The sequence below is a fragment of the Microcoleus sp. EPA2 genome, assembly GCA_020882975.1.
Classification (GTDB): domain Bacteria; phylum Cyanobacteriota; class Cyanobacteriia; order Cyanobacteriales; family Microcoleaceae; genus Microcoleus.
The window spans coordinates 1-25118 of record JAHRFD010000050.1; the positions used below are offsets into that span (position 1 = coordinate 1).

Sequence of the window (25118 nt, forward strand, 5' to 3'; positions counted from 1 at the left end):
AATTGAACAATGCTGGTCTTGGCTGAAAAGTCGAATTCGTAAACTCAAGAATCAGTTTGATTCTTTGCGAGATGCGATCGAGGTTGTCTTACATCTTGCGTCCTAACCGCCTTGGCGGTTGCTATAGATGCGATCGCAGCAACCATCGAAACTGACAGTTGCTATCAGGGTCTCCAGCTACCTGAAGATGTAGTTCAAGAACTTTTGAATTTTGCCAGTTCTACAGTTGGCTACATTAACAGAGATTCCAAGCGTCCCTACCCCTACAAAGGAACAGAAAAAGTCGGTGTGGACTTACCTGAAAATTCCCGCGTTTGCAGCTACATGAGCAACACTATGCTATCTTCAACTGTCAAAAAACTCATTGAAGATCCGGGCATTCTGGCTATTGCAGCTAAATTTTTAGGTGCCCCACCAGTACACATGGGAAGTGAAATATCGTGGAGTTTTCCCGTTGCAGGAAATCATCTCCAGCAGCGCAACGCAGCCCAAGTATTTCACTACGATTTAGACGACTATCGGTTCATAAAATTTTTCTTTTACCTAACCGATGTCGATATGTCCAGCGGGGCGCACACTTACATTCGCGGAACTCACAAGGGCAAAAAGTTTCTCCACCAGCTTATAAGCACGCGCTGTGCAGACATCGACGACGAAAAGATTCTTGAATGTTACGATGCCCAAAATGTGGTAAATGTCTGTGGCAAAGCTGGTTTTGGCTTTGTAGAAAATCCTCTTTGCTTTCATAGGGGAACTCTGCCGACTGAGAAACCGCGCTTGATGCTGCAACTAGAGTATACCATTAACGACTACGGCAACATTCACGAGATATGGGGTTCCTAGCAAGTAAGCACAGTCTTGTCTGTCTATCGAGACTTCTGAAGTAAAATTCCGGTTTGAGCTTGGACGATTTATTTGCCAAAACGTCCTCGAATACGATCGACAAACATATCAACTTCCGGCAATTTCATCTGACTAACAAACACCGCAAAAACTCCTAACCCAACCAAACTTGACACACCCAATTCCATTAATTGAATTAGCAAACCTTCAGTACCCAGAATTCTTTGACATCCTTGCAGAGTAGCCAAAGCCACAAAAGCCGTGAGAGAGCTCCCAGAAGCTAATCCTAGAAATGGCAAACTCCACTGTCGCCAAGGCAGACCACCCAGTTTTTTATCTAATAAGTACAAAAACATAATCATCGAAACAAGATTCACTCCCACTGTCGCCAAAACTAATCCGGGTGCGCCAAAAGCTCCAACTAATAAATAATCCAGCAACCCATTCAGAAAAATATTTATAATACTGATGCGAAAAGGCGTTTCTCCATCTCCCAAAGCATAAAATACCCTCACCAAAACATCGCGCCCTAAATATACAAACATTCCAATACTGTAAGCCATCAATATCGGTGTGACAAACTCAGAAGCTGATTGACTAAAAGCATAGCGTTCATAAACAACCCGCACAATCGGCTTAGCCAGTGTCACCATTAAAGCGCTCAAGGGCATCATTGTCAGGGCAGTTAAAATCAAAGCTTGACGAATTTTATCTTTTAATTCCGGCCAATCTGCGGGTTCCGTGAGGCGAGAGAATATTGGCAAAAATGGCACTAGAATTACATTAGAAATGATGCCTAAAGGTGTCATTACCAACAAGCCCGCATACCCCATCGCAGATGCAGCTTGAGGGATGTAAGATGCGAAAAATAGGTCAGTGTAGACATTAATTTGCAACATACCTGATGATAAAGTAGCCGGAACCATCACCTTAACTACTTCTTGCACTCCAGGACGTTTAAAATTAAACCGCAAACGCAATTTTCCCAAACCTGCACGCCACTGGGCTGCTAGTTGCACTAACCACTGCAAAATTGCTCCCGCGAGAGTGCCCCAAGCTAACACTAAACCACCCATTAATGCGTATTGTGGTTGAATAATTTTGTCTCCGAGTTGTAGCGCCAGAATCCCTAAACCGCCGATGAGTGCCACACTGGAAAATAAGGGGCTGATGGAAGGAAGCCAGTACATATCGGCAGCATTAAGAGTGCCAAAACCAATGCCGATTAAACCTGAAAGTAAGGCCATCGGTGCCATGATGCGAAATTGTTGAATGGCGATCGCCTTTATTTCTAAACCTTCTGCTGTTCTACTTAATCCCGGTGCTACCAAATCGATCATCGGATCGGCAAATATAATTAAAGCGACTGTTACTAACAGTAGCAAACCACCGACTAAAGTGGTGATAGTTTCAACTAGAGGTGCTGCTTCTTTTTTATCCAGACGGGCTAAAACGCTCACGATCGCGCTGTGAAACGGCCCGTTTATACCTCCGAGTAAAATAAATAAGAAACCAGGGATGACATAGGCGTAGTTGTAAGCATCGACGGCGACACCGACTCCAAAGGCTGCGGCGATCGCGATTTGGCGCACCAAGCCGAAGACTTTGCTAATCAAAGTGGCGACTGCGACAATGCCGGCAATTCCAGCTAGGGAACGAGAGGGTTTCTGTAATTGGGACACAAAGGGTTAAAAACGGTAACAGTGAAAGGTTTCACTTAGTTTAATCGGAAATGTTGACTATAGTACCATGAATTTATAAAAAATCTCTTATCAATTACCTAGGACTTACACATTTTGCTGATGACTGGTATATTGATGACTGCCAACAAATCACTAATTAGCGATAAATGATGAGCGATTTTATTTACACCTATCCACCTCTGTTGCCGGGTATTTTAATTAAACGATACAAGCGATTTTTTGCAGACATTGAACTAGATTCGGGAGAAATTATCACCGCCCACTGTCCGAATACTGGCCCGATGACTGATGTTTATCTTCCCGGTAATCCCGTGTTTGTATCTCCCAGCGATAATCCTAAACGCAAGTTAGCTTATACTTGGGAATTAATTAAGGTGTGCGATACTGTACCAACTTGGGTGGGAGTTAATACGGGACTACCCAATCGAGTAATTAAGTTAGCTTTGCAATTGCGCTTGTTTCCTGAGTTGGGAGATTACAGTGTTATTCAACCGGAAGTTGTGTATGGTAAGGACAAAAAAAGTCGAGTGGATTTTTGGTTAACAGGTGAGCAAAGTCCTATTTTTTTAGAAGTCAAAAATACAACTTGGGCAAAAGAACAATTGGCTCTATTTCCTGATACAGTTACTGAGAGGGGACAAAAACATTTAAGGGAATTGATTGAAATAGTGCGGCTGGGTTCGAGGGCTGTCATGCTGTATTTTATTAATCGTGGAGATTGTACAGATTTTGCGCCTGGGGATAGTGCCGATCGCCTTTACGGAGAATTATTAAGACAGGCTATAAATGTAGGTGTAGAGATTTTGCCTTGTCGGTTTGATGTGACACCGGAAGGTATTCGTTATTTGGGATTAGCCAAATTGAAGCTAGGGGAATAGTGCATTGGGCATAGCGAATTGGGAATGATGTTAAGTTATCACTAAGGATTAGCAATGCCCAAGGCCCAATTGCCAATATTTTAACGACCTTCCTGGGAAAAATTAACTAAATCTTGAGTTCTTTCTTCCGTCATCCGAATCAAGGAAATTTTGCTGTCACCATTAGAGAGAAAACTCTCAAATTTGCTGTTAGCATCCCGGAAACTAATCCAGGCTCTTTGTGCTATCTTAAGTTGAGATTGACGGGAGGCAGAAAGATTGTTAATCGTATTTTGATAAACTTGATTTAATTGGCCATCGACTGTTTGATAATTGCGACTTTTCGGCTGAGGCATCTGGTTTTGTAGATAACTGTTCAATTCCGAGATCCGCTTTTTAGTCAAATCTGTCCGACAGCTATTAGTAATTAACGGTGCCATGGTGCCACCTGCAACGGCACTTTGGGCGAATTGACAATCGGCATCGCGAAAGGAAATCCAGGCTGTTTGTGCTAGAATTAGTTGGGGGCGATGACTGGCAGAAACAAGACCGCGAACTTGATTGTAAACTAGATTCAGTTGTTGGTCGGCGCGCCGATAGTCTATTCCCGAACAAATGTTTAACTCGGTTTGAGTTTGGGGATTTTTGCAATTAGGTTGTTGTGCTACATAGGTTTGAGCAAAATTTTGAGGATTGGTGGCGATCGCCTTTGTGCTCAAACCAATAAATGTTGCTAAAGTGAGGCTGGTTCCCAATAACAATTTTGACAGTTTCATATAAATCCCTCTAATTTCAGAGATAAGCGAGACTACACAGCCATTTAGTGTCACACCGGATATTTTGCTATTTCTTTAACTTGTATTTTCAGTAACTGGGAATGTTTCGCTTACAATTACAATATGTAGCATCTAATCAAAAAAAGGCGATCGCACTATGGGAATGACTCTCACCGAAAAAATATTAGCCAAAGCATCAGGGCGCAGCAAAGTTGAGCCAGGAGAAAACATTTGGGTAGAAACCGATGTATTGATGACCCACGATGTCTGCGGCCCCGGCACTATTGGCGTATTCAAAAAGGAATTCGGCGAGAATGCTAAAGTCTGGAATCCCGACAAAATCGTACTCATTCCCGACCACTACATTTTCACCAACGATGAACGGGCTAATCGCAACGTCGATATTCTGCGGGATTTTGCACAGGAACAAGGGATAAAATACTTTTACGACATCACGGATCGATCGAACTTTAAAGCAAATCCCGACTACAAAGGCGTTTGCCACATCGCCCTCGCCCAAGAAGGACACACACGACCAGGCGAAGTCTTATTCGGTACAGATTCCCACACCTGCAATGCCGGCGCTTTCGGACAATTTGCCACCGGCATCGGCAATACAGACGCAGCTTTTATCTTGGGAACCGGTAAACTGTTAATCAAAGTTCCGGCCACCATGCGGTTTATCTTCAACGGTGAATTACCCGATTATTTGTTAGCAAAAGACCTGATTTTGCAAATTATTGGTGATATTGGCGTCGCCGGTGCCAACTATCGCGCCATGGAATTTGCCGGCGATACTGTTGAGCGTTTGACCATGGAAGAACGGATGACGCTGTGCAATATGGTGATAGAAGGTGGCGGCAAAAACGGTACGGTGGCCGCCGACAAAACAACCTTGGATTACGTTAGTGCTCGGACTAATGTGCCCTTTGATGTATTTTGCAGCGATAACAATGCTAAATTTTATAGCGATCGCACCTATGATGTCACCCAATTAGAACCCATCGTCGCCAAACCCCACTCTCCCGACAACCGCGACCTAGCACGGAATTGTCGTGATGTCAAGATCGATCGCGTTTACATCGGTTCCTGCACCGGCGGCAAAACCTCCGACTTTTTGAATGCAGCGCGAATTATTAAAGGAAATCAAGTCAAAGTCCCGACTTATTTAGTGCCAGCAACTCAGAAAGTTTACGAAGATATGTTTACCACCAAATACGATGGTCAAACCCTGTCGGAAATCTTCTTAGCCGCCGGCTGCATCGAACCAGCAGCACCTTCTTGTGCCGCTTGTTTGGGCGGGCCAAAAGACACTTTTGGGCGGATGAACTCACCCGAAATTTGCGTGTCTACAACTAACCGAAATTTCCCCGGCAGGATGGGAAACAAGGAAGCTCAAGTTTATCTCGCTTCGCCTTATACAGCAGCAGCATCTGCTTTGACTGGATATGTGACAGACCCGCGCGAATTCTTGTGTTAGAAAGTTGATTAAAAACTTGAGGTAAGGTGCGCATCGCGCACCTTACCAAATTCATGTAACCGATGATAAAAGCAAGTACAATTCTTGCTATATTTTCGATTCTCTACCCGCGTTGAGCATCGGAAGATGGGTTGGTGAAGCGTAACCAAGTTGCTAAAACTGCGACTGCACAGGTTGAAGCCAAACTAAAAGTCAAGAAAGTTTCTAAAGCTGACATAAGCTACTCTAATTTTGTGAAGGAACAAACAAGTTTTGCTATTCATTTTTATATCAGGCTCCATCGAGCTTTTCAAGCGATCGCCCACAAAGTTCTCACTACTTAACTTTTTGTAATATTTAGAAAAATAGCATTACATTATTCCCATTTATCTATGATTCCTATCAATTCTTGGGGATGTTCAATCAAAAAATCGGGATAATGTGCAGCCAAAGCTGACTGAGAATTAAAACCCCAACTTACAGCAATTACTTTAATTCCCGTTCTTTTAGCCGCCTCTATATCTCTAATTTCATCTCCGACATAAACCACTTGTTCAGGATTAAAGTTTTCTCGTCTTAGCCAGCGATAAATAATTTTGTGTTTACCAAAAGTTGTTGCAGAATCAATAAAATCAAAAACGCCCTCTAAACCATTATTTTTCATTGACACCAAGACATTTTCTCTAGAATTAGACGTAATAATTCCCAGTGTGAAACCTTGAGTTTTCAATTCTAATAAAACTTCTTTAATTCCGGCAAACAATTGGATATTGGGAATTTCCTTGCGTAACTCTGCTTTTAATTTTCTAATCAGTACAGGTAATTTGAAAAGAGAAATACCCGAATATGTTAGGAGTTGCCAAGGAGTTAAAGTGCTCAATTGAGCTAGTTCCTCTTTGGTTGCCGACTTAAAGCCAAATTCCACTGATAAACGGTTGGTAATACTCAGCAGAACATCGATTGTATCTGCTAAAGTACCATCAAAATCAAAAATAATTACTTTCAGCATTTAAGATACGTTGTAGGCATGGGGCAGGAAAATTTGATATTACTAATGGGAACCAATAACCAATAACAAATAACAAATAACAAACAACAAACAACAAATAACAAATAACAACTAACAACTAACAACTAACAACTAACAACTAACAACTAACTATTTATTTGATTTGCCTTCGCATTTCGTCGCAGCATTTCGGGTTTAATTCGCCGCAATGCCGAAGCTGTAAATCTCCGGTTCCATTCTTCATCAGAAATTTCTGCTAATTCCGTCAGTTTCGGCGCTACATTTTCAGGATAAGGCTCAAATTCGGGCATATCTGTTGGTTTGGCAAAACGCTGATTCCAAGGACAAACATCTTGACAAATGTCACAACCTGCTACCCAACCTTGTAAATTAGACGCTATTTTGTCTGGCAATTTTTCGGCTCGATTCTCGATCGTATGATAGGCTATACATCGATCGGCATTAACGACAAAAGGCTGAGTAATTGCCTCCGTAGGACAGGCATCAATGCAGCGAGTGCAAGTACCGCAATGTTGAGTATGACCCGCATCTGGTACTAACTCCAAATTGGTCAAAACTTCGCCCAAAAACACCCAAGAACCATATTCCCGCGAAATTACATTACCATTTTTGGCAATCCAGCCAATCCCAGCCCGTTGCGCCCACACTTTATCCTGAATTGGCCCAGTATCAGCATAATACCGCGCTTCGATGCCTTCACCTTGCGATCGCACCCAATCTGCCAACACCTTCAGTTTTTTGTGCAGGATTTTATGATAATCCCGTCCCCAGCCGTAGCGAGAAATTTTGCCATATTCGGGGCTTTCGGGACGTTGATGAGGCGTGTAGTAGTTGATAGCGACACATATTAAAGACTTTACTTCTGGCATCACGGCGCGAATATCCTGTCGTTTCGGGTTGGCCATCCATCCCATATCACCTTGATAGCCTCGATCCAACCATGCCTGCAATCTTTGAGACTCCTCATCATTCCCCTCGTTTACCAAGGCTATCCCCACCTTGTTAAACCCCAAATCTAAGCATTTTTGCTTAATTAGATTACTATTTATTAATGGTTTCATAAGAAAAAGTAAGATATCACAATTTGTGCAATTAGTCTAGTAATATCAATCAGTTTAGGCTCAAGAATTATAATAGTTTCATAATCTTGATATTCAAAAATTTGATTGGTATTTGGTCAAAAACGTTACATAATTCTAAGGAAGGGGATCAAGGTTCGCTTGGGACTCCTTCTCACTAAAATCGCGAATCTCAAAAAATACCTATGGCAGTTAGTATTCAATCCGCTCAATCTATTTTTTCCAACACCGAGATTGCGAGCGTTGTTCCGGCTACCACGGAAGCGTTCTACAAGCTAAGCGTTGAAGACCAACTGGCACTATTGTGGTATGCCTACACCGAAATGGGTAATACCATTACCGCAGCAGCTCCCGGAGTAGCCAGTATGGCCCTTGTCGAAGGCATACTGACTGAAATTAAGCAAATGTCGCCGGCTGCTCAAAGCAAAACCATGTTTGACCTGGCTAGCAATGCTGACACCACCATCGGCCGCATCTACACATCCTTGCGCGTCAACACCAAACTCGGTTTCTGGTACGAACTAGGACAATTGATGAAACAAGGCCTTGTCGCTCCAATTCCCCCAGGCTATCAAATGTCTCCCGAAGCCACAAAAGTCCTTGAAACCCTCAAAAAACTCGATCCCGGTCAGCAAATTACCGTACTGCGTAATACCGTAGTTCACATGGGCTATGACCCAGATTTCAGCCAAGAGTACGGCAAACGCTCAGCTCCTCGCAGCACTCCCACCGCTCCTGAACAGCGCATTAAAACCCAGATTGAAGGTATCAGCGAGCAGACTGTGCTCAGCTACATCGACAACATGAATGCCTTTGACTTTACCCCTGCTGTGGCTTTATTTTCCGAAGAAGGCGCTCTGCAACCACCTTTCCAAAAGCCGATTGTGGGTCGTGAAGCCATCCTCAACTATATGCGGGAAGAGTGTGTCGGACTCAAAATGATGCCGGAGCGAGGTGTATCGGAACCCGCAGAAGATGGCTACCGCCAAGTGAAAGTGACTGGTAAAGTCGAAACTCCCTGGTTTGGCTCCAATGTGGGTATGAACATTGCGTGGCGCTTTTTGCTCGATCCCCAAGGTCAAATTTTCTTTGTGGCGATCGATTTGTTGGCATCTCCGAAAGAATTGCTGAACTTGATTCGTAAGTAGAATATTTCAGTTTTGTTACTCAAAACTGAAACCCTATTGCACTTCCATCCCATTCTTCTGACTTCTATGGCACTTTCCCCCTTTGGGGGGAAGTTATTTTTCGTATATCCGTATTATGGGTCAGAGATAGGTCATATCTTTTGATGGAGTTGCTGCCACAAACAGAATGACTATATTAGATAAATTAATCTAAAATTCTGATTTTTATGATGGCAAGCACTCCATTTATTTTAACTGAAGCGATCGGGTTGAGCGGTATTCCTGAGCCAGCGGTTGTGGGATATTTTGCAACTTTCAACAGCGGAGATTTTGAAGCAACGGCTAGTTTGTTTGATGCTGAGGGCGTTCTCCATGCACCCTTTACAGATCCGATTATCGGCCAAAGTGCGATCGCCACCTACTTAAAAACAGAAGCCCTAGGAATGAAGCTCGATCCGCAGCAGGGTATGAGTCAAACCTTAGAGGACGGCAACATTCAAGTTCAAGTTAACGGGCTGGTACAAACTCCTGTATTTAGCGTCAATGTAGGATGGTTGTTTATCGTCAATTCTCAACCAGCCATTCTTTCTGCGACGGTCAAGCTCTTAGCTTCTCCTCAAGAATTGCTAAACCTGCGCCCCTTCACCAAGTTGTAGGCTCCATATCCTCAGTAAATCCACTTAATTAAGCCTAATCTACAGATAGCCCAAAAGCTTATACCAATTTTAAAAAAGAATGCAACAGTAGTCTTGTCCCTCCCCTTTATAAGGGGGGGTTATATCAATTCCGTTAGCATCGGAATTATTAATCTTTCTCTTCTCTTCCTTTGCGTCCTTTGCGCCTTCGCGGTTAAATCATTCCGATGCAACCGGAAACGATATTAGGGGGGTCAAAGATTGTTGCACGATTTTAGAGAAATGGTATTACTGTAGCAATAGTCTTCCTTCTTTTTTCTACTTAAATAATTCAGAACCCAGACTTTTTTAAGAAGTCCGGGCGCTGGGTATTCGGCTGACCAACTAATCTAAAAAGTAGTAGTCACTAATCATTTGTTATTGGTTAGTTTTGATTTTTTACTTGTTGATTGTTGGTTCCTAGTTGTGATGTGTTAGTCGTTAGTTGTTGATTATTACCAATAACCTGTTATCAATAACTTACGATCGATAACCTGTTACCAATTAAACCAATTAAGATTTGTCAGGCAAACTCGCTTCCAATTTCAAACAGTTGCGACCATCTATTTGCAAAGTGTAGTCCACCCGGTCCATTAGTCTGCTCATAATCAGCCAGCCGTAGCCGCTTTCCTGTTTAGCTTCTGGACGTGGGGGATTGTAAGTATTCATGGCGTAACCTTTACCGTAATCCCAAATTTCTAAACCAATGTCTCGATTTTTTAAATTTAAGCGAATTAACACTGGCAACTCAGGTTGGTCTTTGTGAGCATGGCGGATGACGTTGGAATAGGCTTCTGCTAGCACCAAGCGCAAACGATTCGATTGACGTGGCCAATCGACGTGCTCACCTAGCTCAACTTCCAAACTGCTCAGCAGCCAGTTTTCAACAATTGTCAAAAACCGCAAGTCGCTTGGTACGTGAAGCTCAGTATTCATAAAAAAATCCTGTAAGTTTAGAAATCCTGTGTCTTCAGACCAGGGATGAAATACGACGCGCCTGATTTATTTGGCGTGAATATTTACTGGTACATGGAGGATACTAGATACCGGGCGATCGAGGCAATACACTTTCTGTGAAAACATTCATCAAAAAGTATCAGTTAAGAGTTAGGCGTTGACGCACTACTTCTATAACTCTCGCCTCTGGCCCAGTAAAGAGTCTGTAATCTGTAAGCCGTCAACGGAGGGCTTCAGTGGTCGAGCCCTGAAGTCCCCGACGGATGGTCGGGGTAGTTGACAGATTCACAGAACCTCCAGAGAGAGTATAGTTTGGTCATCTTCCTGAACTGGATTGTCTGCTCGGATGTGAGCCAACAAATTGTCCAAGTTAAAAGAACCAGGCTCCTGAATCAAGAGTTGCCAAAGCCCCTCTTGTTGTAGCATAGAACGAGTTTGTTCTCCCCCAGGAACAGCCTCAGTCATGACTGTAGCCTCTGTAATCCCATCACTCGTCAGCAGAAATACATCTCCTGACTTTAATTGGATCGTACCCGCTTTACCCTTCCAAACTGGCAGTATCCCCAAGGGAATGCCACGAGCTTTGAGGAAATTGGGTTCTACTGGTGTGGAACCGCTAGCGGCTTGAGCTTTCACCTCTGAGTGAGACCAAACTATCGGATAAATGTGACCGGCATTAGCAAAAGCCAGGTGTCCCGTGGAGGGTGTGTAACGAGCCACAACCATTGTAATGAAATGGTTGTTGCCGATCAGGTCATCTGACATACTACTATTCATGTTCTGCATGACTTGGCTTGGTTCAGGAGAAATTTCTTGGCTGAGTTCCCGTCGCATCACCGAAATAGCACTAGCCATAAATAGAGCAGCCGGAACACCTTTACCAGAAACATCTCCCACGGCTATCCAAATATCCCCTTGAGAGTGGACGTAGACCTCAAAAAAGTCACCTCCTACTTCGCGGGCGGGATAGCAACAAGCTTGCACCCTGACAGTTTCAAAATCCGGCCAACTTTGACGCAATAAGTTTGTTTGGATTTGGCGAGCCACCTCCAACTCATTTTGCATCTGCTTGGCCAAATCTAGAGTCCGCTGATATAGTTTTGCTTGAGACAGGGCCAGAGCAGCTTGAGCCGCCACACCTTCTATTAACTCTATATCTTCCGACGACCAAGGATTAGTACCCCCCTGCTGGTACAGGGCCAGTACCGCTAAGATTTCTTGCTGGTAAGTCAGTGGCACCGCCATCTGAACTGAATTGCCCTGATTTTGACTGCTTTGGTGCAGTTGAGTTTGACGGCTGGCTACGGCTTGGACCAGTAAATTTTCATCAAAAGAAAAAATGCTGGGTTCGGCTGTTTGGGATTGGTAGGGGAAGGTGCTCGGCAATAGTCGATCGCCCTCTACCGGCCGTAGCATACAGTAGTTTGCCTCAAAAGTTTGACCTACAGTTTGGACAATAGTTTGTACCATACTAGAGTAATCTAGCGACCCACGAATCACGCTCATCACCTCATTAAACAGAGATTCTTTGCGTAAAGCGCGACGGAGTTCGACACTTCGTTGCTTATAGTATTTGTAAGTTTCCGAGGCTTGATTGATGACTAATTTCAGATCTTCAGGATTCCAAGGTTTGGTGATGTATTTGAAAACTTGACCTGAGTTGATTGCCTCTACCAAGTCTTCAACATCGGTGTATCCCGTTAGCAGAATCCGAATCGTATCAGGAAAACGCTCGACAGTTTTCCCCAAAAACTCGGTGCCATTCATTTCTGGCATCCTTTGGTCTGAGATAATCACCGCCATTTCGCCCTGTGCGTCTAAAACTTCCAGGGCGCTGAGGGCGCTATCTGCTTTGTAAACCTGAAAGTCGCGTCGAAACGTCCGGTACAGCAAATCCAAGTTGTCGGGTTCGTCATCGACTACCATTAGTTTCAGTTTGCTTCCATCTCCCCGACTCATGCTATTCCCTACTCCTAGGCGAATTAATCAGGTCTAAAACTAGCTGTTTGTGAAATACCCTGGGCTGATGCGACGGAGGCGAATCAGTTATGGGGCTTCGGTTTTCATAGGTCAGTGCCATGTTAGTGATACCACAAGGATATTCGGAACTTAAATCCGGTCGTGGTCTTACCTGACCTCGCCTTAATTTGGAACTTGTCCTGTACTGCTATACAAAACCTGGTTAAACTTATCTCAGCTTCACCATTCAACTAGAACTAAATTCTAGAGGGTCTGCTTCCTGCTTCAACCAAGGGAGTCGGCTCGCAACTTGTCCACAGGCGTAAATTCGGGCCCAGCAGCGCCCTATTTTTCCAGCCAGTCTCACTATTTAACTATTGTTTGTGAAGCTGTTGGCTCTTGTTTAACCATTACTAATTTGCGTTCTGCACGCCCCTTACTGCCGTATCAAGTTAATTTTTCTGCCAGTCTGAGCTTAGCAGAACGAGAGCGGGGATTTCTAGAGATTTCTTCAGATTGTGGTCCGATCGGCTTTTTTGTCAGTACCTGCAAACAGTCTGTGCCTCGGAGTTGGTGTTTGACAGGTCTATCTTCCAGACTGTGAAAAGTAATAATTCCGAGCCTTCCACCGGGTTTTAACCACCTGGGCGCTTGAGAGAGGAAAGTGTCTAGAGCCGCGAGTTCGGAGTTAACAGCTATCCTTAAAGCTTGGAAAGTACGAGTAGCTGGATGGATTCTGCCATTGCGCTGCTTGGCTGGGAAACAGCTAGCGATCGCACTAGCAAGTTCTGTTGTAGTTTCAAAGGGACGCCCTTGCACAATCCGCCTCGCGATCCGTCGCGACAGTCGCTCCTCGCCATATTTATAAATAATATCTGCTAGCTTAACTTCGTCCCAGTGATTGATAATCTCTTCTGCGGTCAAAGATTGCTGCTGGTTCATACGCATATCTAACTGAGCTGGATGGCGAAAACTAAAGCCACGTTCCGGTGTATCGAACTGAGCCGAGCTAACGCCTAAGTCTGCTATTATACCATCAAATATGGCATCAGGCGACTGATATTCGGCAAAATTGCCGTGCCAAAACTCTACCGGAGCATGAGCAAATCGAGTTTGGCAAAAACGGATAGCCTGTTCATCGCGGTCGATCGCCACCACTGTCACATCAGCCGCCGCCGCCAAAATCAAACCAGTGTGTCCGCCACCCCCAAGCGTCGCGTCCAAATAGCGGCCGCCGGGGCGCACCCCCAAACCAGCAATTAACTCAGGACCCAAAACTGGAACGTGATAGGTGTCAATACTGACATCTAATCCCAGGGTGTCCTTCTCAGAGAGCTCGATATCCTTCATAATCTATAAAAGCGAAACAAAAATCAATAATAGTCAGCAGTCAGTAGTCATTAGTTATGAGTTCTCAGTCCTCAGTCCTCAGTCCAAAGTTAGAAAATTTGTTGCTACTGACTAATGACTAATGACCAATTACCAATTAGCAATTACCAATCCCCAATTACCAATTATGTCAAGAATTGAGACTAGAACCGAACCAATGGTGCTCAACATGGGGCCGCACCACCCATCCATGCACGGGGTACTCAGGTTAATCGTCACCCTAGACGGGGAAGACGTAGTTGATTGCGAGCCTGTTTTGGGGTATCTGCACCGGGGGATGGAAAAGATTGCCGAAAATCGCACCAACGTGATGTACGTGCCCTACGTGAGCCGTTGGGACTACGCTGCGGGGATGTTTAACGAAGCGGTGACAGTCAATGCACCGGAAAAATTGGCAAATATTGCTGTCCCCAAACGGGCTAGTTATATTCGGGTAATTATGCTGGAATTGAACCGGATTGCCAACCACTTGATGTGGGTGGGGCCGTTTTTAGCAGACGTAGGAGCCCAAACACCTTTTTTCTATACTATGCGCGATCGCGAACCAATTCTCGACTTATGGGAAGCAGCCACAGGCTATCGCATGGTTAACAACAATTACTTCCGCATTGGCGGAGTTGCGGCTGATTTACCCTACGGTTGGGTAGATAAGTGCCAAGATTTCTGCGATTACTTCCTGCCGAAAATTGACGAGTACGAACGTTTAATTACCAACAACCCAATTTTCCGCCGCCGGATTGAAGGCCTAGGTACCATATCTCGCGCCGAAGCGATTAACTGGGGACTATCCGGCCCCATGTTGCGCGGTTCCGGCGTGAATTGGGATTTGCGGAAAGTTGACCATTACGAATGTTATGACGACTTCGAGTGGGAAGTGTGTACAGAAGAAGCCGGCGATTGTTTAGCCAGGTATTTGGTAAGAATTCGGGAGATGCGCGAGTCAGTTAAGATTATCTATCAAGCCTTAAAAGGACTCCCCGGCGGTCCTTACGAAAATTTGGAAGCGAAGCGACTAGAAAGCGGGCCAAAATCCGAATGGAATAGTTTTGAATATCAGTTTATCGGCAAAAAAGTAGCCCCAACTTTTAAAATTCCCAAGGGCGAACATTATGTCCGCGTTGAAAGTGGCAAAGGTGAGTTAGGGATTTATATTATCGGCGATGATAGTACATTCCCTTGGCGCTGGAAGATTCGGGCTGCGGACTTTAATAATTTGCAGATTTTGCCTCACATTGTACGCGGTGTAAAGATTGCCGATTTAGTGGCAATTTTAGGAAGCATCGACATTATTATGGGTTCAGTAGATAGGTAGATTTCGACTGTTTTGGATACGAGCATCTAACTAAAAAAACCCGGTTTATACTAACCGGGTTCTTTATTTCTCTCTTATCTCTTCCTCTGCGTCCTCTGCGCCCTCTGCGGTTAAAAAAATCTTTATTTCATCTTTGATTCCATACAATATGACATTCCATAAATCAGATATCAATGACAGTAACCCCCAACTCTGCGACTTAATCTGCGCCAGAATCGCCGGCACTCCGCAGCAGCGAATTACCTTTGCTGAATATATGGATTTAGCATTGTATCATCCGCAGTATGGTTACTATAATCGCGATCGCCCGTCGATCGGCAAACAAGGCGATTTTATCACATCCTCTGATTGGGGGCCAGATTTTGCCGAGGTTTTGGCAGAGCAATTTGTGGAAATGTGGGAATTACTCGATCGCCCTCAAAACTTCACAGCCGTCGAAATGGGAGCTGGGCGAGGAATATTTGCCCAAAATCTCCTGCAATATCTGCAACAGCAACATCCCGACTTATTTAAAACTTTAACATACATAATTATTGAAATTTCACCAATACTGCAAGCAGAACAACAGAAAATTTTAGGTGAATTCCAGAGTATTAAATGGTGCAATTGGGATGAAATAGTTGATAATTCAATTGTCGGTTGTTTTTTTTCCAATGAATTAGTCGATGCTTTCCCCGTGCATCAATTCATTCTGGAACAAGGCAAAGTCACAGAAATTCACATTACCACAGAGATACAAAAAAATCAACAAAACAAAATAAATTTTGTTGAGGTAGTTGGCGAGGTTTCTACACCAAAAATTACCGAATATTTTGAGTTGTTGGGAGTTGATTTGTCGGCGAATGTTTACGAAGATGGATATCGCAGTGAGGTGAATTTAGCAGCCTTAGATTGGATGAGTAGAGTTGGCAAAAAGTTGCAGCAAGGATACTTGTTAACTATTGATTACGGTTATCCGGCACACCGCTATTACAATCCGAGGCGCAGGGAGGGGACGCTACAGTGTTATTATCGCCATCGATATCACAATAATCCTTATATTAATGTGGGGCGACAGGATTTGACGGCTCACGTTAATTTTACAGCTTTGGAAAAGTATGGGGAATTGTGCGGTTTGGATGTGCTAGGGTTTACTCAGCAGGCTTTATTTTTGATGGCGTTGGGTTTGGGCGATCGCATTGCGGCTCTATCAACAAATGTATCGGATGTGGCAACGTTGTTGCGCCGTAGGGAGGCTTTACATAAACTAATCGATCCGATGGGTTTGGGAGGTTTTGGGGTTTTGTTACAGTCTAAGGGGTTGAAGGAGAAGGCGAAAATTTTGAAGGGTTTGATGGTTCCTGATTAATTATGCGATCGATTTGGTTATATCGATTACGCAAGCTTACTCAACGGCGGAAATTCCCATTTGCCTGAATATAAAGTAGATGGCAACTTTAAACAATAGGCAGCAGGAATCACCTCAATCAACCACCAATTAAACATATCTCGTTTGGCCACAGCAAAACCAGAAATGGCATCGCCAGTAATGGCATCATACAGAATATCCAAGATGGCATTATAAGCTGTTTTGGTGTTGAGTGTTTGCAGCAATCCATAGAAAATATTATAAGCTTCGTCAGTAGCTTGATATTTTCCGATTTTGTTGATATTAGGAAACAAGGTATCTGCCCAAGTTTCTGGAATTTCACAACCATCCTTCAGCCAACAAGATATAATTCCTTCAACGATATCAGCCTTGTGTTCTTCAGGAAAGTAATGTTTAATGGTCGGTTTAGCTGCTAATGCTATTCCATAGGCGATGTAAACATATCGCTGATGGGATATTGCATCATTAGGCATTCCAAAGGCCGTCATTACTTCTACAAAGGCTTCTTCTACATCGCTGTTTCCGCCTCTTTCGTATAAATCGCGATACTTTCTGTCCCAAACTGTGTGCAGTGTTTGTTGTAATTGCTCTGGAATATCTGAATTGTTGGGCAACTTGAAATCGGTGTAATGACCTATGTCAAACTGTATCATTGACTTTCCCTCCTGATGTATTTTTCTTAACCGTAAACTAGGAGCAAGGTAATATTAAGCTTCATATCACCTCCATTCTACCTTGCCCAGAGAAGCCAGTAAAACCCTGGTAGGCTATACTGGCTGTCTATCCTGTATGTCTAGGGATAGGGACGTTCGTAGAAGATAATTACTTTAATATTCGGAAACCTCATTTTAAAGTCCTCATCACAAGTAATGTTACAGCCAGAGCACATATCTCTCTCAGTGTAGCTGATGAAAAATATCTTTTAATTCTAGCAATATCGGACAGATAATCATTTCAGAACGAGCTTTTTCGGTATTCAATGCTAGGGCTAGAGGCAGGCGTTTTTCTATAAACTCAGCTAGGGCTGGACTCGGCTGAATCGGGGGCGCTGAAACAATAAAAGTAGGTACTTCTATTAGGGTGAGTTGAAAGTCTTGTTTGACTTTTTTGAGGGTGAATTCGCTATAGGAAATTGCTTTTTTTGGTATTCCGACAGTCCGACAGGGGTTGAAACCCCTGTCTCATAGCTAAAGTCCTCTTAAGAGGACTGAAGAAAAAGACTTACGAATTTTGATTGTTTTGCAAGGGCTTGAGATTCTTCGCTTCACTCAGAATGACATAATTCCCTTGTTAATGCGTAAGTCCTAAATAACTCTTCAGTCCTCTTTCAGAGGACTTTCGCTATCAGCCAGGGAATTAATTCCCTGGCGGCCTCTCGGTTTAAGCGAGACATCATACTAAACCTTAAACTTCTCCACAATCCGTCTCATGGCTTCCTCCACATTCTCCCGACTATTAAATGCCGAAATGCGGAAATAACCCTCGCCCGCCGCACCAAAACCAGAACCGGGTGTTCCCACCACATTGCAAGTTTCTAGCAACTTCTGAAAGAAATCCCAACTCGACAAAACATGAGGGGTTTTCACCCACACGTAGGGTGCATTTTCGCCACCAAAAACCTCAATACCAGCGGCTGTCAATTTCTCACGAATAATCGCAGCATTTTCCATGTAAAAATTGACTAATGTCTGAATTTGTGCCTTGCCAGCATCGGAATAAACCGCCTCAGCACCGCGTTGCACGATGTAAGAAACGCCGTTAAATTTAGTAGATTGACGACGATTCCACAACTTCCAAATTTCGACATCGGAACCATCTGCGGCTTTTCCAGTCAAAGTCTTTGGTACAACGGTTAAGGCACAGCGAGTACCTGTGAAACCGGCATTTTTGGAGAAAGAGCGAAATTCGATCGCACAATCGCGGGCACCTTCAATTTCGTAGATAGAATGCGGCAAACTGGGATCGGTAATATATGCCTCGTAGGCTGCATCGAAGAAGATAATCGAACCGTTCGCCTTAGCATATTTTACCCAAGCTTGCAAGTGTTCCTTGGTTGCAGTTGCACCAGTGGGATTGTTGGGGAAACACAGGTAAATTAAATCGACTTTTTTGTCGGTGGGAATTTCGGCAGTAAAGTTGTTTTCTGCTGTAATTGGCAGGTAAATGAAGCCGTCGTATTCGCCTTTTTCGTTTGCCTCTCCCGTGTGCCCTGCCATCACGTTGGTGTCTACATACACAGGATAAACTGGGTCTGTAACTGCGATCGTGTTATCGTTCCCAAAGATATCGAGAATATTACCACAATCGCATTTAGAACCATCAGAAATAAAGATTTCCGAAGCATCAATATCGCATCCCCGTGACTTGAAATCGTGCTCGGCAATTTTCTCCCGCAGCCATTCATAACCTTGTTCCGGGCCGTATCCTTTGAAGGTATCCCGCGAGCCCATTTCTTCCACCGCCGCCACCATCGCGAGGCGACAAGCTTCGGGTAGGGGCTCTGTGACGTCGCCAATCCCTAGGCGGATGATTGGTGCCCCCGGATTAGCCTCTGCATAAGCTTTGACTCGGCGCCCTATCTCTGGAAACAGGTAGCCGGCTTTGAGTTTGAGGTAGTTGTCGTTGATAGTTGCCATATTTTCGATCGCTTGAGAGTCGTAGAATAGCTTACTGCGAATTGGTCGTTAACTGTGGGCTGTTGAGGCTGACAGACACTTGACAAAAAAATCAACCAGCTTATATAATTAGAATAGTTTGCAGTTCCAAAACTATTATGGATGATATCGAGTATGCCAGAGTCTATCAAGAAATGGCGGCAATGTTGGATGAATTTAATTTGGGTTGGGTAGCTCAACAAGTAGCAGATAATGTAGAGATAGGTAAAACTATTGAGGAGCGATCGCTCAAAAGAAAAACCCCGTTACTCAAGATAGAAGACTATACACCAAAAGAGCAACTTTTGATGTTGATTGATGCTGTCGAACAAGCGACAGTTCATACTTCCGAAATGGAAGATGAAATTGCTTATTTCTTAAAAGTAGAATCAGAAACTTCTCCCCTCGGCACTAAAGTTAGCTTTGCCTCATCCAGTGCCCAAGATGTGAAAACTATCGAGTTTACTTCTCATCTGACATCCCCTCGCAACAAACAGGCGATCGCCCTGAAATACTTGCTCGAAAAACTGCCATCAGAACCGAGCAACTACATCACTAATGCCGAAATTAAAAGCAAATTAAGCCAAGCGATTAATCCCGATTTCAACGGTGCCATAGAACAAGCAAACATTTTTGATGTTTACCTATTCACCATCTTGTTAAAAGCTATTGCCAATGAAGGAGGGACTATATATTATAACAATGTTTTAGACGAAACACCCAAATATTTAACATTTAGAAAGACCCCAGGCAAAATTCACGGTAATACTCATCCCTATACCTATGCAATAGTGGAATTTCCCGACAAACCAGCCCTGGAAGTTCATCTAGCAGTAAAAGTCCAAGGTAGAGCCGGAGTTCTCCACAATTGCAACCTGTTAATGTTATACCAAAAAGAAGCGAATATCTGTCGCTTGCTCCAGCGAGAACCCCGCCACTCCCAAGTAATTTTAGCAGTCAAATCTCAGCACAACACTTCGGAACTAAAACTAGAAACGGCTGGTGCTTTTATTGGATTAGCGTCAGATATTCGCTACGAAGGTGGCAGCTATTTTATTTCTAATACTTACTCGGAAGCCGTAGCCAAGTTGCTAACTATCGCCCGCAAAAAATGGGAGTTAAACATATTTCCCAGAGCGACAAATGATGTGCATAGACTGATGTATTCATTTCAAACGATTTTTAAAGACTTTAAAGCCAGGAATTGAAATTAGGGGATAATGCCCCATGCTTTTAGGCATTCCCCCATCCCCGATGCCCGATGCCCGATGCCCGATGCCCATATAATTTAGGATGTTGCGAGCAACCCAACTTGACTAATAATGTTTAAGAAAGATAAATCTTCTCTCCTGTTTACGATCGGAGCGGCTACCCTCCTGATTAGTTTAGGCTTCATTACCTATTTGATCGTCATCTCCCGCGGACCAAGCAAAGATTTGCCCGCAGGGGCTACGGTTGTACCTCAAGATACGATGATGGCTGTATCCATCAGTACCGATGAATCGCAGTGGAAAAGGCTGCGAGAGTTTGGCACTCCAGACTCAAAAGCCTCTTTTGAAAGACTTTTAACCGAATTGCGCGATCGCATTCTGACAACCAACGGCTACAGCTACCAACAAGACATTCAACCCTGGGTAGGTGACACAGCAATGGTGGCCTTTTTGCGAAACAAAATCGCCATACCAGTAGCACCGCGCACACCCAATGCACCACCACCTCCCCCAGCCCAACAATCAGTAGCGATTATCTTGCCCATTGCTAACCCGATTAAAGCCAAAGAATTATTAGCAAAACCCAGACCCCTCAACCAAGGAAAAATGGTTGAGCGTAATTATAAAGGAGTCCAAGTTACAGAAACTCAAGGCATACCCGATCGCAATTTTTCGGTGGCGGTACTGGGGACAAACTATCTGGTAGTGAGCACAGAACCCACAGCCACCGATAGAATAATTGATACCTACAAAGGAGAACCTTCCCTAGCAAAAACACCAGGGTACGAAGATGCCCTAGAACAAATCAAAAGTTCCGGTGCCTTCGGTCAAATCTACGTGAATATGCCCGTAGCAGCAGCCTTTACCGCAGCTAACTCCGCCCGTGAATTATCACCGGAAAACCTGGAAAAATTACAACAAAATCAGGGATTTGCCACCACAGCGACGCTGGATACAGATGGCATTGGATTCAAGTCTATTTCTTGGCTGAAACCAGACTCTCAAAAAAGGATCGCAGTAGAAAACAACGCTCTCAAAATGTCGAACCGCTTACCAAATAATACAATCATGATGGTATCTGGTGGCAACTTACGGCGTTTGTGGGAAGATTATGTATCGGGGGCCGATGCTAATCCGATCGCCCCGGTGAATCCCCAAATTTTACGAACAGCCTTAAAATCGACTACTGGCCTGGATTTAGACAAAGACTTAATGGAGTGGATGGCCGGAGAATTTTCCCTATCCTTAATACCAGCCCCCGCGCCAAATCCCAAAGACAAATTTGCCGCGGGATTTGTATTTATGGTGGAAAGTAACAACCGTCGCGGGGCGGACAAAACTCTCAAACAGCTTGACGATACCATGAAAATGAAAGGGTTTAGAGTCGAGGAAATTAAAGTTGGGGGTCAACCTACGACTAAATGGACATCACCCTTTGGAGGAATCACAGTTACTCGCGGCTGGATGAACGATGTACTATTTTTAACAGTAGGAGCTCCCGTGGTGGATGCGATCGTCCCGGCCCCGAAAAGTCCGCTATTAAGCAGCGAATTGTTCCAAAAAACAGTGCGATCGCAACTTAAGCCCCACAACGGCAATTTCTTCATCGACACAGAGAGTGCGTTTAACCCGAAAAACCTAGCTTTGCCGGAATTTCCCCCCAATCAAAAAATCTGGATCGATGCGATACGGTCGATCGGGATTACAGCGGCAATCATAGGCGATCGTACTACCCGTTATGACGCTTTTGTCAACCTCAAAAAATCCGACCAACCTAGTCCTTCCCCGAATCCCTCTTCCACTCCTTTATCTGGTAGTTCTGTTTCTCCAACTCCCTCTGCATCATCGCCATCACCATCGCCATCGCCATCGCCCTGAAAAACCCTCCTTAGCTAGCAACGGGCCTAGGGCCTGGGATGAGACTTATGGGTGCACCTCAAGTGGCTTTAGACTCATTTTTTTTCTAAGTCCGATGGTACTAAATCCGGGTCAATCACCCCCCTGTTTGATATCAAATCCTCTCTTCATCGTCCTGTATTAAACTCTCTCTTCTCGAACTTCGCGCCTTCGCGGTTAAATCATTCCGATACAACCGGAATTGATATGACAGGACTTACGCACCCAACCAAAGAAACCGCGTTTTTTGAGGAAAATACTTCGTTTTGACCCACAGATTCTCTAAAAAACCCGGTTTCTGGGGCCCCATGCGTAAGTCCTATATGATTGGGATGGATAATTTTTGCCCTGCCCGTCTGCTTCTTTCTCTCACCCAATACGGTACCCTTATAAAGTAATAAAGGGGGTTTTTGACCCGGATTTACTGATAATTGGAGAGCAATTTTTCAAGTCGGCTGTTGGAATTGCCCGCTTTTTTGTGTTGCGAAAAGCCAACGCCGGAAATAGCCAAAACATATTTTTGTCTTTTTTAACATAAAATGCAATAATTTTTAACTTATTTTGGGATTAAACCATTGTAAATACGTCACCTGGTAGATACATCTACGACCAAGTAGGAGTTATAATTTAAATAACAGAAAAGATGTAACAGGTTAAGTGCAAATGCTAACAGTAATTTTAATCAAAACTTCTATAAGTGAGTTGTTAACAGAAAATGAAAACCACAAATAATCTGCCCCAAAAAATTGAAGAAAACTCAAAAAAACATCTAACTAAACTGGCAATTTCTCTGCCAATTATCCTGTTTAATTTTTACTTTGCATCTGCCCAAACACAAGCCCAAACAATTGTTCCAGCCACCGACGGCACCGGCACTACGGTAACACCCGTAACCGGAAGCTCCGCACCAACTCGCTTCGACATCCAAGGCGGACAATTATCGGGCGATCGACAAAATCTCTTCCATAGTTTTGAACAATTCGGACTGTCACAAAATCAGATTGCCAATTTTATTTCAAACCCCAACATCCGCAACATATTGGCTCGCATCGGTGGCGGTAGCCCCTCTCTGATTAATGGGTTAATTCAAGTGACCGGTGGCAATTCTAATCTGTTGTTGATGAACCCCTCCGGGATTATATTCGGCAACAATGCCAGCTTAAACGTGCCGGCGGCTTTCACCGCAACCACGGCCACATCCATTGGATTTGGTTCTAATTCTTTTAACGCCACAGGCACAAACAATTACAACTCCCTCACAGGGACACCCAACTCCTTCACCTTCGCCACGGGTCAACCAGGAGCAATCATCAACACGGCTGACTTAGCAGTCAAGTCAGGCCAAAACTTAACCTTGCTAGGCGGTACGGTGGTCAGCACTGGCACTCTGTCGGCCCCAAACGGTCAAATTACTATAGCCTCGGTGCCTGGGCAAAATCTACTTCGTCTGAGCCAGCAAGGCAATTTACTCAGTTTGGAAATCCAGCCCCCATCAGGAACAGGACCAGCCACTTCCCTATTGCCGATCGCATCCTTACCACAATTGCTCACAGGCATCGGCCCGGCGAACGCCACAGGAGTCCGAGTCAATGCCAGTGGTCAAGTGGTACTCACAGCCTCCAACCAAGTAGTAGCAGGGGGTGACGTGGCAGTACAAGGTATAAATGCTGGGGCGATCGCCGTGCAAGCAGCCAACAACCTGACAACTGGCAATTTGACGAGTTCCCAAGCAAGTGCGATCGGGCTCGAAGCCAAGGGCGACATTCAGACTGGCAATCTCAACTCTAACTCCAGCAACAGCAGTGGCGGCAAAATCACCATCACCAGCCGTACAGGAAAAGTAGAGACAGGCAACATCAATTCCGCCTCCACCGACAAAAACGGCAACGGCGCAGACATCACCATTGGAGCAGAATCAAGCATTCAAACAGGGAACATAGACGCCCATTCACAAGACAAACAAGGCGGCTCAGTCACCCTCAGCGCCCGCAACGATATCCAAGTCACCTCCATCAACACCGAAGGCCCAACAGCCGGAGGAAATATTGACCTTACCGCCGGCCGTTATTTCCGAGCCACAGGCACTTTCAAATCAGAACCCAACTGCGCGCCCGGTTGCAGCCTTTCGGCTTCCACAAGCACCAGTGCTAACGCTGGGGATATCACCATGCGGCACGGTGGGGGAGCCTCTAACACCCTCTTCACCGTGGGCCCGAACTATAACGGAGTCAATGGTACCGCTGGCATCATTGCTACAGGAGGACCTTCCAGGGGAAATGTGATTGCTAACGGAAGTTACAGCAACCCTGGCCCTCAGATAGTACAGCCGACACGAATTAACATTACTAATTCGGTTATTTCGCCGACACCTACACCTGCGCCGACACCTGCACCTGCGCCTGCGCCTACACCTGCGCCTGTGCCTACACCTGCACCAACTCCTGCGCCTGCACCAACTCCTGCGCCCACACCTGCGCCTACACCTGCACCTGCACCAACTCCTGCACCTGCACCTGCACCAACTCCTGCACCAACTCCTGCACCTGCGCCTGCGCCCACACCTGCACCTGCGCCTACACCTGCACCTGCACCTGCACCTGCGCCTGCACCTGCACCTGCGCCTGCACCTGCACCTGCGCCTACACCCGTCACTGTTGTACCTGCACCTGCACCAACTCCTGCACCTGCACCAACTCCTGCACCTGCACCAACTCCCGCGCCAGCACCAACTCCCGCACCAGCACCTGCACCAACTAGGGTTTGGGACAAGCTCTGCTTTTGGCGTTGCTACAATCGGCTCATGACAGACAATTAGAGCGCTCG

Annotated in this window: 20 protein-coding genes; 11 read left to right on the plus strand and 9 right to left on the minus strand. The window is 44.8% G+C overall.

The window, feature by feature from the left end; translation table 11 throughout:
* Positions 1-111 precede the first annotated feature (111 nt).
* Complete coding sequence (locus AAFP14_RS25230; protein WP_341734927.1) at positions 112-843, plus strand: phytanoyl-CoA dioxygenase family protein; 732 nt, start codon at positions 112-114, stop codon at positions 841-843.
* Positions 844-911: 68 nt separating this feature from the next.
* Here AAFP14_RS25230 and murJ read toward each other — a convergent pair whose 3' ends face one another.
* Positions 912-2525, minus strand: coding sequence for a murein biosynthesis integral membrane protein MurJ (gene murJ / locus AAFP14_RS25235; protein ID WP_341734928.1), 1614 nt, complete (start codon positions 2523-2525; stop codon positions 912-914).
* Positions 2526-2695: 170 nt separating this feature from the next.
* On the opposite strand from murJ, the gene sfsA reads away from it, so the two are divergent.
* Positions 2696-3424, plus strand: coding sequence for a DNA/RNA nuclease SfsA (gene sfsA, locus AAFP14_RS25240; protein ID WP_341734944.1), 729 nt, complete (start codon positions 2696-2698; stop codon positions 3422-3424).
* Positions 3425-3504: 80 nt separating this feature from the next.
* Here the strand turns inward: sfsA and AAFP14_RS25245 are convergent, their stop codons facing one another.
* Positions 3505-4179 (minus strand): lysozyme inhibitor LprI family protein, encoded by a 675-nt coding sequence (locus AAFP14_RS25245; RefSeq protein ID WP_341734929.1) that lies wholly within the window; start codon positions 4177-4179, stop codon positions 3505-3507.
* Between the two features lie 157 nt (positions 4180-4336).
* Between AAFP14_RS25245 and AAFP14_RS25250 the strand changes: the two genes are divergently transcribed.
* Positions 4337-5659 carry a 3-isopropylmalate dehydratase large subunit gene (locus tag AAFP14_RS25250; RefSeq protein ID WP_341734930.1) on the plus strand — a complete coding sequence of 441 codons (1323 nt, stop codon included), beginning with the start codon at positions 4337-4339 and terminating at the stop codon, positions 5657-5659.
* Positions 5660-5793: 134 nt separating this feature from the next.
* Positions 5794-5982: a hypothetical protein gene (locus tag AAFP14_RS25255; RefSeq protein ID WP_341734931.1), complete on the plus strand. Its 189-nt coding sequence runs from the start codon at positions 5794-5796 to the stop codon at positions 5980-5982.
* Between the two features lie 32 nt (positions 5983-6014).
* On the opposite strand, the gene AAFP14_RS25260 is transcribed toward AAFP14_RS25255, so the two are convergent.
* Entirely contained in the window at positions 6015-6647 is a 633-nt protein-coding gene (locus tag AAFP14_RS25260; RefSeq protein ID WP_341734932.1) for an HAD-IA family hydrolase, read from the minus strand.
* A gap of 146 nt (positions 6648-6793) precedes the next feature.
* The gene (gene queG / locus AAFP14_RS25265; protein WP_341734933.1) at positions 6794-7729 is read right to left on the minus strand and encodes a tRNA epoxyqueuosine(34) reductase QueG; all 936 of its coding nucleotides are present in this window, start codon (positions 7727-7729) and stop codon (positions 6794-6796) included.
* Between the two features lie 203 nt (positions 7730-7932).
* On the opposite strand from queG, the gene AAFP14_RS25270 reads away from it, so the two are divergent.
* Together AAFP14_RS25270 and AAFP14_RS25275 are read left to right on the plus strand one after the other, a co-directional pair.
* Positions 7933-8895 (plus strand): orange carotenoid protein N-terminal domain-containing protein, encoded by a 963-nt coding sequence (locus tag AAFP14_RS25270; protein ID WP_341734934.1) that lies wholly within the window; start codon positions 7933-7935, stop codon positions 8893-8895.
* 206 nt (positions 8896-9101) lie between these two features.
* Entirely contained in the window at positions 9102-9530 is a 429-nt protein-coding gene (locus tag AAFP14_RS25275; protein WP_341734935.1) for a nuclear transport factor 2 family protein, read from the plus strand.
* 531 nt (positions 9531-10061) lie between these two features.
* Here AAFP14_RS25275 and AAFP14_RS25280 read toward each other — a convergent pair.
* From AAFP14_RS25280 to rsmH, 3 genes are all read right to left on the minus strand, one after another.
* Positions 10062-10484 (minus strand): ATP-binding protein, encoded by a 423-nt coding sequence (locus tag AAFP14_RS25280; protein ID WP_340523967.1) that lies wholly within the window; start codon positions 10482-10484, stop codon positions 10062-10064.
* 306 nt (positions 10485-10790) lie between these two features.
* Entirely contained in the window at positions 10791-12464 is a 1674-nt protein-coding gene (locus AAFP14_RS25285; RefSeq protein WP_341734936.1) for a SpoIIE family protein phosphatase, read from the minus strand.
* Positions 12465-12911: 447 nt separating this feature from the next.
* A complete protein-coding gene (rsmH, locus tag AAFP14_RS25290) occupies positions 12912-13814 on the minus strand; it encodes a 16S rRNA (cytosine(1402)-N(4))-methyltransferase RsmH (protein WP_341734937.1) in 903 nt (300 codons plus the stop codon).
* 166 nt (positions 13815-13980) lie between these two features.
* Between rsmH and AAFP14_RS25295 the strand changes: the two genes are divergently transcribed.
* The gene (locus AAFP14_RS25295) at positions 13981-15165 is read left to right on the plus strand and encodes an NAD(P)H-quinone oxidoreductase subunit H (protein ID WP_341734945.1); all 1185 of its coding nucleotides are present in this window, start codon (positions 13981-13983) and stop codon (positions 15163-15165) included.
* 148 nt (positions 15166-15313) lie between these two features.
* Complete coding sequence (locus tag AAFP14_RS25300; RefSeq protein ID WP_341734938.1) at positions 15314-16513, plus strand: class I SAM-dependent methyltransferase; 1200 nt, start codon at positions 15314-15316, stop codon at positions 16511-16513.
* Between the two features lie 26 nt (positions 16514-16539).
* Here AAFP14_RS25300 and AAFP14_RS25305 read toward each other — a convergent pair whose 3' ends face one another.
* Positions 16540-17187, minus strand: a complete 648-nt coding sequence (locus AAFP14_RS25305; RefSeq protein WP_341734939.1) for a hypothetical protein — start codon at positions 17185-17187, stop codon at positions 16540-16542.
* Between the two features lie 744 nt (positions 17188-17931).
* Entirely contained in the window at positions 17932-19170 is a 1239-nt protein-coding gene (locus AAFP14_RS25310) for an LL-diaminopimelate aminotransferase (protein WP_341734940.1), read from the minus strand.
* 137 nt (positions 19171-19307) lie between these two features.
* Between AAFP14_RS25310 and AAFP14_RS25315 the strand changes: the two genes are divergently transcribed.
* From AAFP14_RS25315 to AAFP14_RS25325, 3 genes are all read left to right on the plus strand, one after another.
* Entirely contained in the window at positions 19308-20396 is a 1089-nt protein-coding gene (locus AAFP14_RS25315; protein ID WP_341734941.1) for a hypothetical protein, read from the plus strand.
* Positions 20397-20510: 114 nt separating this feature from the next.
* Positions 20511-22277 (plus strand): DUF3352 domain-containing protein, encoded by a 1767-nt coding sequence (locus AAFP14_RS25320; RefSeq protein ID WP_341734942.1) that lies wholly within the window; start codon positions 20511-20513, stop codon positions 22275-22277.
* A 733-nt stretch (positions 22278-23010) separates the two neighbouring features.
* Complete coding sequence (locus tag AAFP14_RS25325; RefSeq protein WP_341734943.1) at positions 23011-25110, plus strand: two-partner secretion domain-containing protein; 2100 nt, start codon at positions 23011-23013, stop codon at positions 25108-25110.
* Positions 25111-25118: the final 8 nt, after the last annotated feature.

What these genes read in the sequence shown, in the direction of transcription:
- sfsA (WP_341734944.1), top strand. Translation starts at nt 2,696, where the DNA reads ATGAGCGATTTTATTTACACCTATCCACCTCTGTTGCCGGGTATTTTA.
- AAFP14_RS25245 (WP_341734929.1), bottom strand. Translation starts at nt 4,179, where the DNA reads ATGAAACTGTCAAAATTGTTATTGGGAACCAGCCTCACTTTAGCAACA.
- AAFP14_RS25250 (WP_341734930.1), top strand. Translation starts at nt 4,337, where the DNA reads ATGGGAATGACTCTCACCGAAAAAATATTAGCCAAAGCATCAGGGCGC.
- AAFP14_RS25260 (WP_341734932.1), bottom strand. Translation starts at nt 6,647, where the DNA reads ATGCTGAAAGTAATTATTTTTGATTTTGATGGTACTTTAGCAGATACA.
- queG (WP_341734933.1), bottom strand. Translation starts at nt 7,729, where the DNA reads ATGAAACCATTAATAAATAGTAATCTAATTAAGCAAAAATGCTTAGAT.
- AAFP14_RS25270 (WP_341734934.1), top strand. Translation starts at nt 7,933, where the DNA reads ATGGCAGTTAGTATTCAATCCGCTCAATCTATTTTTTCCAACACCGAG.
- AAFP14_RS25275 (WP_341734935.1), top strand. Translation starts at nt 9,102, where the DNA reads ATGATGGCAAGCACTCCATTTATTTTAACTGAAGCGATCGGGTTGAGC.
- AAFP14_RS25280 (WP_340523967.1), bottom strand. Translation starts at nt 10,484, where the DNA reads ATGAATACTGAGCTTCACGTACCAAGCGACTTGCGGTTTTTGACAATT.
- AAFP14_RS25285 (WP_341734936.1), bottom strand. Translation starts at nt 12,464, where the DNA reads ATGAGTCGGGGAGATGGAAGCAAACTGAAACTAATGGTAGTCGATGAC.
- rsmH (WP_341734937.1), bottom strand. Translation starts at nt 13,814, where the DNA reads ATGAAGGATATCGAGCTCTCTGAGAAGGACACCCTGGGATTAGATGTC.
- AAFP14_RS25295 (WP_341734945.1), top strand. Translation starts at nt 13,981, where the DNA reads ATGTCAAGAATTGAGACTAGAACCGAACCAATGGTGCTCAACATGGGG.
- AAFP14_RS25300 (WP_341734938.1), top strand. Translation starts at nt 15,314, where the DNA reads ATGACATTCCATAAATCAGATATCAATGACAGTAACCCCCAACTCTGC.
- AAFP14_RS25305 (WP_341734939.1), bottom strand. Translation starts at nt 17,187, where the DNA reads ATGATACAGTTTGACATAGGTCATTACACCGATTTCAAGTTGCCCAAC.
- AAFP14_RS25310 (WP_341734940.1), bottom strand. Translation starts at nt 19,170, where the DNA reads ATGGCAACTATCAACGACAACTACCTCAAACTCAAAGCCGGCTACCTG.
- AAFP14_RS25315 (WP_341734941.1), top strand. Translation starts at nt 19,308, where the DNA reads ATGGATGATATCGAGTATGCCAGAGTCTATCAAGAAATGGCGGCAATG.
- AAFP14_RS25320 (WP_341734942.1), top strand. Translation starts at nt 20,511, where the DNA reads ATGTTTAAGAAAGATAAATCTTCTCTCCTGTTTACGATCGGAGCGGCT.
- AAFP14_RS25325 (WP_341734943.1), top strand. Translation starts at nt 23,011, where the DNA reads ATGAAAACCACAAATAATCTGCCCCAAAAAATTGAAGAAAACTCAAAA.